This window comes from Acidovorax sp. KPB24-07, from assembly GCF_057543315.1.
This window is the reverse complement of the sequence record NZ_BAAJYS010000012.1, coordinates 32,748-40,456: the sequence shown is the minus strand read 5'-3', so window position 1 is coordinate 40,456 and position 7,709 is coordinate 32,748. Positions and strand designations below refer to the sequence as shown.

Sequence of the window (7,709 nt, the reverse complement as noted above, 5' to 3'; positions counted from 1 at the left end):
TGCTGGCGGGCGGCCAGTCGGCCGCGGTGGACGACGGCGAACCCGGCGGCACCGCGGGCCGGCCGATGCTGGAGGTGCTGCGCCACCAAGACCTCGAAGGCGTGCTGGCCACCGTGGTGCGCTATTTCGGCGGCGTCAAGCTGGGTGCGGGCGGGCTGGTGCGGGCCTACACCGACACCATCGCGCAGGCGCTGCTGCCGGCGGAGAAGGTGCCGCTGCAGCGCATGGTGGTGCTGCAGTGCGAGGTGCCCTACGCCCTGGAGGGCCTGGTGCGCCGCGAGGTCGAGGCGGCCGGCGCCACGCTGGGCGAGGTGGCCCACGGCTCGCTGGTGGCCGTGCGCATCCAGTTGCCTCAGCCGCAGGAGGCGGCGTTCGTGCAGCGGCTGAACGACGCCTGCCAGGGCCGGATCGGCTGGATCGCGCCGTAGCGCCGCCATCGCCTGCGCCGAAAGTGCCCTGCACCTACAGGCCCCACCCTGCGGCCCGGGGACACTCAGCCATTCGCCACCCCTGAGGAGATCGACCCATGAGCCCACCCCTGGACGCCATCATCATCGGCGCGGGATCGGCAGGCCTTGCCGCGTTGCGCGAGGTTCGCAAACGCACCGACCGCGTGCGGATCGTCAACGATGGCCCCTGGGGGACCACCTGCGCGCGGGTGGGCTGCATGCCCTCCAAGATGCTGATCGAAGCGGCCAACGCCTACCACCGGCGCCACGCATTCGACACCTTCGGCCTGCGCGGCGGGGACGGCCTCTCCGTCGACATGCCTGCCGTGCTGGAGCGCGTGCGCGCCCTGCGCGACGAGTTCGTGGCGGGCACCGAGAAGGCATCGGCGGTCGGCGACCAGGGCATTTCGGGCCACGCGCGGCTGCGCGGCCCGGGCACGGTGGAAGTGGGAGGCAAGACCTACCATGCCCGCAGCGTCATCATCGCCACCGGCTCGCGCCCCATCATTCCCGAGGAATGGCTGGCGTTCGGTGACCGCATCCTGACCACCGACACCCTCTTCGAGCAGCCCACCCTGGGGCCGCGCGTGGCGGTCATCGGGCTGGGACCGCTGGGCGCGGAACTGGCGCAGGCCCTGTCGCGGCTGGGCGTGGAAGTGGCGGCGTTCTCGACCGGGCCATCGCTGGCCGGGCTGTCCGATCCCGACATCCTCGGTGCGCTCCAGGGCGTGCTGAAAGACGAATTCGTCGTCAGCGTGGGCGAGGAGGCCCGCTTGCGCGAAGTTCCGGGCGGCATCGAGGTCAGCAACGGCAGCACCACGGTGGTGGTGGACCAGGTGCTGGCGGCCATGGGGCGGCGGCCGAACATCGAACACCTCGGCCTCGATACCCTGGGCATCCCCCTGGACGCGCACGGAAAGCCGCCCGTGGATGCGCGCACCATGCAGATCGCGGACCTGCCCGTGTTCATGGCCGGCGATGCCGACGACCGCCGGCCGCTGCTGCACGAGGCCTCCGACGAGGGCCACATGGCCGCACTGAACGCCATGGCACCCGAGCCGCAGTGCTTTCGCCGGCGCACGCCGCTGTCCATCGTGTTCACCCAGCCCAACGCGGCGGTGATCGGCCAGGCCTGGAAGGACCTGAAAGACGGCGAATTCGTGACGGGCTCGGTGGATTTCTCCCGCCAGGGCCGCGCACGCGCGGCGCAGCACAACCAGGGCCGCCTGAACGTGTATGCGGAGCGCGAAAGCGGCCGCATCCTGGGCTCGGAGCTTTGCGCCCCCAGCGGAGAGCACATGGCGCATCTGCTGGCGCTGGCCATCGACCGGTCGCTCACGGTGCAGGACCTGCTGCGCATGCCGTTCTACCACCCGGTCCTGGAGGAAGGACTGCGCACCGCGCTGCGCGATGCGGCTTCGCACCTGCCCAGCGGCAGCGCTTCGGACCTGTCGGCCTGCTCCGCCTATGGGGCCAGCGCGCTCGATTGAATATTTCGCCTCCGCCCGGGCTTCAGTTCCGGGCGGGGGTGCCGAAAAAGGAGGGGTCTTTGCCTTCGCCTCGCCCCGAGGCCCCAACAGGAGCACCCCATGGATGTCGCGCTTTCCCAGTCGGTCGTCAACACCGCAACGGCCATGGCCAGCCAGAAGAATTCCGATGCCCTGAACATCCGGGTGCTGAAAAAGGCGCTGGACACGCAGGAGGCCTCCGCCACCTTGCTGATCGAATCGATGAAGCAATCGATGCCCCAACCGGCACTGGCCACCTCCGGCGCGCTGGGCACCCAGGTCAACACGTTCGCCTGAGCCGGCGGCCCCGAGGGGCCTGCGCTTTACGGGGAGGCGGTCTTATGGTGAAAGCCGCGATCTGATTCACCCAAACCACCGGCAGGTGAAACTTAGAATACTCTTTTAGCCAAAAAAGAGTATAAACAGGATCATGACCAACGATCTGATCCACAGCCTGACCGTGGCCCGAAAGGCCAGCCAGCTCACCCAGGCGGAGCTGGCCGAACGGGCCGGCCTCTCGCGCATGACGGTGCAGCGCACCGAAGGGGGCGACCTGGACCCCCGCTATTCCACCCTGACGGAAATGGCCCGCGTGCTGGGAATGGACATCATCGCCGTGCCCAGCACCCTTCGGCCGAGCCTGCAGGCCTTCATCCAGTCGGGCGGCAAATTCCTGGGACAGCCCCAGGGCGTGGATGCCCCGCCTTCGGTGATCGACAGCCTGCGCAAAGAAGGCTGAGCGCGGCCGGCTGACCCGCCATGAGCACCTCCATCCGCTACCTGCGCCTGTACCTGCATCGCCCGGCCGGCCAGGGTGCCGGCCGCATGGCGATCGGCTACCTCTCGCAGTACGGCGACATCCTGCGCGTGTCGTTCGATGCCAGCTACATCAACGACCCCGGCCGCCCCACCCTGTCGCTCAGCTTTCAGGGCGAGACCGAGGCCGCCACGCAGCAGATCCTGGCTTCGGCGCGCGACGCCCGGCTGGTGCGCACCGATGGCCGCTGGCCGGTGTACTTCCAGAACCTGCTGCCCGAAGGCCACAACCGCGAGCGCCTCGCGCGCGAGCGCGGCTGCACGCCCGACGACGAGTTCGAGCTGCTGGCCGCCGCGGGCCACGATCTGATGGGCGCGCTGGAGGTGGAGCCCGTGCCCGCACAGGACGGCGTGCCCGACGTGGTTCGCCACTGGCACACCACCCAGGGCCTGGACGTGCTGGAGCCGGGCTTCGTCGAATACCCCGTGGAGGACGCGGCCTCGCTGCCCGGCGTGGTCACCAAGTTCAGCGCGGTGCAGGAAGGGCGACGCTACACCGTGCACCGCAAGGGCGCGGCCGGCAGCGTGATCCTGAAGCTGCCCACCACCGCCCACCCCGACCTGGTGGCCAACGAACACGCCGGCTACCAGCTGTGCCGGGCGCTCGGCCTGGACTGCGCCCAGGCGGATGTCATCACCCGCGCCGAGGCCGATCTGCCCGATGCCGTGCCCTTCGACGAGATCCTGGCCGTGCAGCGGTTCGACCACCTGCCCGGCGGCCAGCGGGTGCACATGGAAGAGTTCAACCAGGTGCTGGGCTACACGCCGCGGCAAAAGTACGGCAAGGGCATCCTGCAGGACTACGCCACCATGCTGCGCGTGCTGGACCGCCTGAGCCACCAGCCCGTGCACGACACCCGCGAGTTCCTCGCCCGCATGGTCGCCTTCATCCTCATGGGCAACACCGATGCGCACCTCAAGAACTGGGCGCTGGTCTACCCTGACGGGCGCGCACCGCAGCTGTCGCCGCTGTACGACCCCGTGTGCGTCGCCGCGTTCTTCGAGGGCATGCCCGAAAGCCAGTACGCGGTGAACCGGGCCATCGACAAAACCCTGCGCGCCTTTTCATGGGACGACATGGAAGGGCTGATCAAGGCCGCCGGCCTGCTGCGGGCGCCGCGCCATCTTGCGCTGCTGCGCGATTCGGTGCGCCTGGCCCAGCAGGCATGGCCCGAGCGCATCGCCGACGCACCGCCCGCGATGCGCCGGTCGGTCGCGGAGCGCCTGGCAGGCGGTGTCGCGCTCACACGGAACTGAAAGCACAACTCCCAGCATGACCACCCCATCATTGAACCCAGCCGATCCCCTTTGCCCGCCCGGCGAGCGCGGTGCCTTGCAGGTGCCCTACCTCAAGCGCTGCTGGTCCCGCTGGATGGCGGCGCGCCAGGGCCTGCCCACGGGCGAGTACGCGGAATCCCATCGCACGCAGATCGTGCTCGCGGCAATGGGCCTGGGCCTGGAGCAGACCATGCAGCACGTGCTGTGGCATGCGCCGGAGTTCGCGGACTTCGAGGACTGGATCGTGCGCACCGCCGGGGCGCCCGATGCCTCCACCATCGCCCGCATCCAGGCGCTGGTGGACGGCGGGCCGGTGCCTGACGCCGCAGCCCGGCTGCATGCCCAGGTCGACACCATGCCACCCGTGCTGGATGCCGACGACTTGGCGCACTGGGACGAGCACGGCTACGTGATCGTGCGGCAGGCCGTGGCGCCCGACGACAGCGCCGCCGCGGCGCAAGTGGTGTGGGAGGCGGTGGGCGCCACGCCGGACGATGTCGAATCGTGGTACCGCAACGCCCCGCGCAACATCATGGTGCAACTGTTCCAGCACCCCGCGTTCGACGCGAACCGCCGGGCGCTACGCATCCACAAGGCGTTCGCGCAACTGTGGGGCACCGCCGACCTGTGGCGCAGCACGGACCGTTGCGGTTTCAATGTGCCGGAGCGCCCCGGCCACCCTTACCAGGCGCAGGGGCTGCACTGGGATGTGAGCCTGGAGCCACCCATTCCGTTTTGCACCCAGGGCATCCTGTACCTCACGGACACGCCGCCCGAACAGGGCGCGCTCACCGTGGTGCCGGGCTTTCACCGCCAGGTGGAAGGGTGGCTGGCCGGACTGCCGCCGAACGCCGATCCGCGCAGGCAGGATTTCCAGGCGCTGGGCGCCCGGCCCATCGGCGCAGGGGCCGGCGATCTGGTGATCTGGCAACAGGCGCTGCCCCACGGCGCCAGCCCCAACCGCGGTGCGCGGCCCCGTCTGGTGCAGTACATCAACATGATGCCCGCCGACGTGCCGATTCAGGCGATCTGGCGCTGAGCAGCCTCCACCATCCCCTATCGGGGCGTGCCCGAAACCCGCCAGATGGCGTTGCCCACGTCATCGGCCACCAGCAGCCCGCCGCGCGCATCCAGCGCCACGCCGACGGGACGGCCATAGGCATCGCCTTCGGGGCTGAGGAATCCGGTCAGCACGTCGATCGGCTGGCCCTTGGGCTGGCCGTTTTCGAACGGCACGAAGACCACCTTGTAGCCACTGCGCGGCTTGCGGTTCCACGAGCCGTGCAGGCCCACGAAGGCCCCCTGGGCCAGTTGCTGCGGCAACCCGTTGCCGGCCGAGGGCGGGCCCGAAAAGGCCAGCCCCAGGGGCGCCACGTGGCTGCCCAGCGCATAGTCGGGTGCGATGGCCTTGGCGACCTGGTCCGGCTGGGGCGGCTTCACCCGCACATCCACATGCTGGCCGTAGTAGCTGTAGGGCCAGCCGTAGAACGCGCCCTCCTTCACCGAGGTGAGGTAGTCGGGCACGAGGTCGCTGCCGATCTCGTCGCGTTCGTTCACCACTGTCCACAGCGCGCCGCTGCCGGGGGCCCAGCCCAGGCCGTTCGGATTGCGCAGGCCGCTGGCGAAGATGCGGTGGGTGCCGCTGGCGCGGTCCACCTCCCAGATGGCGGCGCGGCCTTGCTCGGCCTCGATGCCGTTCTCGGCCACGTTGCTGTTGGAGCCCACGGTCACATAGAGCTTGCGGCCGTCAGGGCTGGCGATGAGGTTCTTGGTCCAGTGGTGGTTGAACGGCAGGCCGGGCAGGTCCACCACCTTGGTGGCGGGCGCGGTGATGGTGGTCTGGCCCGCCGTGTAGGGAAAGCGCACCACCGCATCGGTGTTGGCGACGTAGAAATCGCCCCCCACCAGCGCCATGCCGAACGGGGAATGCAGGCCCTGCAGGAACACGCTGCGCGTTTCCGCAAAGCCATCGCCGTCGGTGTCGCGCAGCAAGGTGATGCGGTCGGCCGACGGCGCGCCCGAGCCCGCGCGGCCCATGACCTTGCCCATGACCCAGTTGCGCACGTTCTTCACCAGCCCCTGGTCTTCCTTGGGCTTGGCCGGCGTGTTGCTCTCCGCGACCAGCACGTCGCCGTTGGGCAGTACGTACACCCAGCGCGGATGGTCCAGCCCCTTGGCCAGCGCGGTGACCTGCATGCCCGCCATGGGCGTGGGCTGCATGCCGTCGGGCCACCCCTTGGCAGGTGCGATGTGAACGGTGGGGATCAGGGTCTTGTGGGGTTCGGGCAGCGTGGGCGACGGGCCCACGCCGGCCTCGGGCGGCAGCCGTGCCGTATCGCCGCAGCCGGCCAGGGCCCCAGCCAGCGCGCAGCCCAGGACGGCGACAGGCCAGCGGGCGGTTGAAAACGGGGGGAGATGGGAGCGTCGCGCGTGCATGGGAGAACCTGCCTTCTGTGCTGTGTTGGGGTGCCGATCGCGGCGGATGCGCCGCGATGCGGGCCAGTGTGCCGCGCTGGCACCACCGCCCCTGTCAGCCATGGGCGCGAACGCGCCGGACGGGTCTCCCATCCCCTCCCCTCTCCGGCATGCAGCGGGCCCGGGCGCCAGGGCACCGGGCCGCGTCATGCCACCGCGCGGTGTCAGTCCACCTTGATGTTGGCGGCCTTGATCACCTGCGCCCACTTGGCGACTTCGGCCTTCTGGAAGGTGGCGATCTGCGCGGTCGTCATGTCGGCCGGCTCCATGCCGAAGCTCTTGAGGCGGGTCTGCATGTCCGGCTGCGCGAGGATCTTGCGGATCTCGGTGTGCAGGCGGGTCACGACCGGCTCGGGCGTGCCGGCGGGTACGAAGATGGCCTGCCACGACTGCACCTCGAAGTCGGCCAGGTCCTTCAAGCCGGATTCGGCCACGGTGGGCACGTCGGGCATCGAGCCCAGGCGCTTGGCCGAGGTGACGGCAATGGCGCGCAACTTGCCGCTCTGGATGTGCGGCGCGGCCACGACGGTGGTGTCGAACATCATGTCCACCTGCCCGCCGATCACGTCCTGGATGGCCGGACCGCTGCCCTTGTAAGGCACGTGGGTGAACTTCACGCCCGACTTGTAGGCCAGCAGCTCCAGCGCCAGATGCTGCGAGGTGCCGGTGCCGGCCGAGGCGGACGACAGGCCGCCCGACTTGCCGCGGGCCGCGTCCAGCACGTCCTTCAGGGTTTTGTAGGGGCTGCTGGCCGCCACCACCAGCACCACCGGGTTGGTGCCGATGAGCGTGACGGGCGCGAATGACTTCACCGGGTCGTAGCCCAGCTTCGGGTACAGGCTCACGTTGATGGCGTGCGAGCTGATGGTGCCGCCCAGCAGCGTGTAGCCGTCCGGTGCCGCGCGGGCCGCGATTTCCGAGCCGACGCTGCCGCCCGCCCCGCCCTTGTTGTCCACCACCACGGTCGTGCCCAGGGCGGTGCCCAGCTGCTGGCTGATCAGCCGGCCCAGCGTGTCGGTGGTGCCGCCCGCCGCGAACGGTACAAGGTAGGTGATGGTCTTGCCCGTGGGCCAGGTGCCCTGCGCGAAAGCGGGCAGGCCGATGAAGCTGCCGGCGGCGGCCGCAGCGGCCGCGGCGGCGATGAAGGTTCTGCGTTGCATGTGCGTTGTCTCCTGGTTTTGAA

The 7,709-nt window shown here is 69.9% G+C and carries 8 protein-coding genes; 6 read left to right on the top strand and 2 right to left on the bottom strand.

The genetic code is table 11. The annotated features are described in order from the left end of the window. The 6 genes from AC27IQ_RS03525 to AC27IQ_RS03500 all read left to right on the top strand — a co-directional run. Positions 1-428 (top strand): IMPACT family protein (locus tag AC27IQ_RS03525; RefSeq protein WP_487088233.1); only part of this gene is annotated, 428 nt, incomplete at its 5' end. Positions 429-526: 98 nt separating this feature from the next. Then, positions 527-1,939, top strand: coding sequence for a dihydrolipoyl dehydrogenase (locus AC27IQ_RS03520; RefSeq protein ID WP_487088231.1), 1,413 nt, complete (start codon positions 527-529; stop codon positions 1,937-1,939). 99 nt (positions 1,940-2,038) lie between these two features. Continuing rightward, positions 2,039-2,254, top strand: a complete 216-nt coding sequence (locus AC27IQ_RS03515; protein ID WP_272569111.1) for a YjfB family protein — start codon at positions 2,039-2,041, stop codon at positions 2,252-2,254. A gap of 133 nt (positions 2,255-2,387) precedes the next feature. Then, on the top strand, positions 2,388-2,696 hold the full coding sequence (locus tag AC27IQ_RS03510) for a helix-turn-helix domain-containing protein (RefSeq protein WP_272569110.1): 309 nt from the start codon (positions 2,388-2,390) through the stop codon (positions 2,694-2,696). Positions 2,697-2,716: 20 nt separating this feature from the next. Continuing rightward, entirely contained in the window at positions 2,717-4,030 is a 1,314-nt protein-coding gene (locus AC27IQ_RS03505) for a type II toxin-antitoxin system HipA family toxin (protein WP_487088228.1), read from the top strand. 16 nt (positions 4,031-4,046) lie between these two features. Further along, on the top strand, positions 4,047-5,090 hold the full coding sequence (locus AC27IQ_RS03500) for a phytanoyl-CoA dioxygenase family protein (protein ID WP_487088226.1): 1,044 nt from the start codon (positions 4,047-4,049) through the stop codon (positions 5,088-5,090). A gap of 17 nt (positions 5,091-5,107) precedes the next feature. On the opposite strand, the gene AC27IQ_RS03495 is transcribed toward AC27IQ_RS03500, so the two are convergent. Together AC27IQ_RS03495 and AC27IQ_RS03490 are read right to left on the bottom strand one after the other, a co-directional pair. Next, positions 5,108-6,487 (bottom strand): PQQ-dependent sugar dehydrogenase, encoded by a 1,380-nt coding sequence (locus AC27IQ_RS03495; RefSeq protein ID WP_487088224.1) that lies wholly within the window; start codon positions 6,485-6,487, stop codon positions 5,108-5,110. A gap of 203 nt (positions 6,488-6,690) precedes the next feature. After that, a complete protein-coding gene (locus AC27IQ_RS03490) occupies positions 6,691-7,686 on the bottom strand; it encodes a Bug family tripartite tricarboxylate transporter substrate binding protein (RefSeq protein ID WP_317357991.1) in 996 nt (331 codons plus the stop codon). Positions 7,687-7,709 lie beyond the last annotated feature (23 nt).

Bases quoted from the DNA above. Each gene is read 5' to 3' on its own strand.
- AC27IQ_RS03520 (WP_487088231.1), top strand. From the start codon at position 527: ATGAGCCCACCCCTGGACGCCATCATCATCGGCGCGGGATCGGCAGGC.
- AC27IQ_RS03515 (WP_272569111.1), top strand. From the start codon at position 2,039: ATGGATGTCGCGCTTTCCCAGTCGGTCGTCAACACCGCAACGGCCATG.
- AC27IQ_RS03505 (WP_487088228.1), top strand. From the start codon at position 2,717: ATGAGCACCTCCATCCGCTACCTGCGCCTGTACCTGCATCGCCCGGCC.
- AC27IQ_RS03510 (WP_272569110.1), top strand. From the start codon at position 2,388: ATGACCAACGATCTGATCCACAGCCTGACCGTGGCCCGAAAGGCCAGC.
- AC27IQ_RS03490 (WP_317357991.1), bottom strand. From the start codon at position 7,686: ATGCAACGCAGAACCTTCATCGCCGCCGCGGCCGCTGCGGCCGCCGCC.
- AC27IQ_RS03500 (WP_487088226.1), top strand. From the start codon at position 4,047: ATGACCACCCCATCATTGAACCCAGCCGATCCCCTTTGCCCGCCCGGC.
- AC27IQ_RS03495 (WP_487088224.1), bottom strand. From the start codon at position 6,487: ATGCACGCGCGACGCTCCCATCTCCCCCCGTTTTCAACCGCCCGCTGG.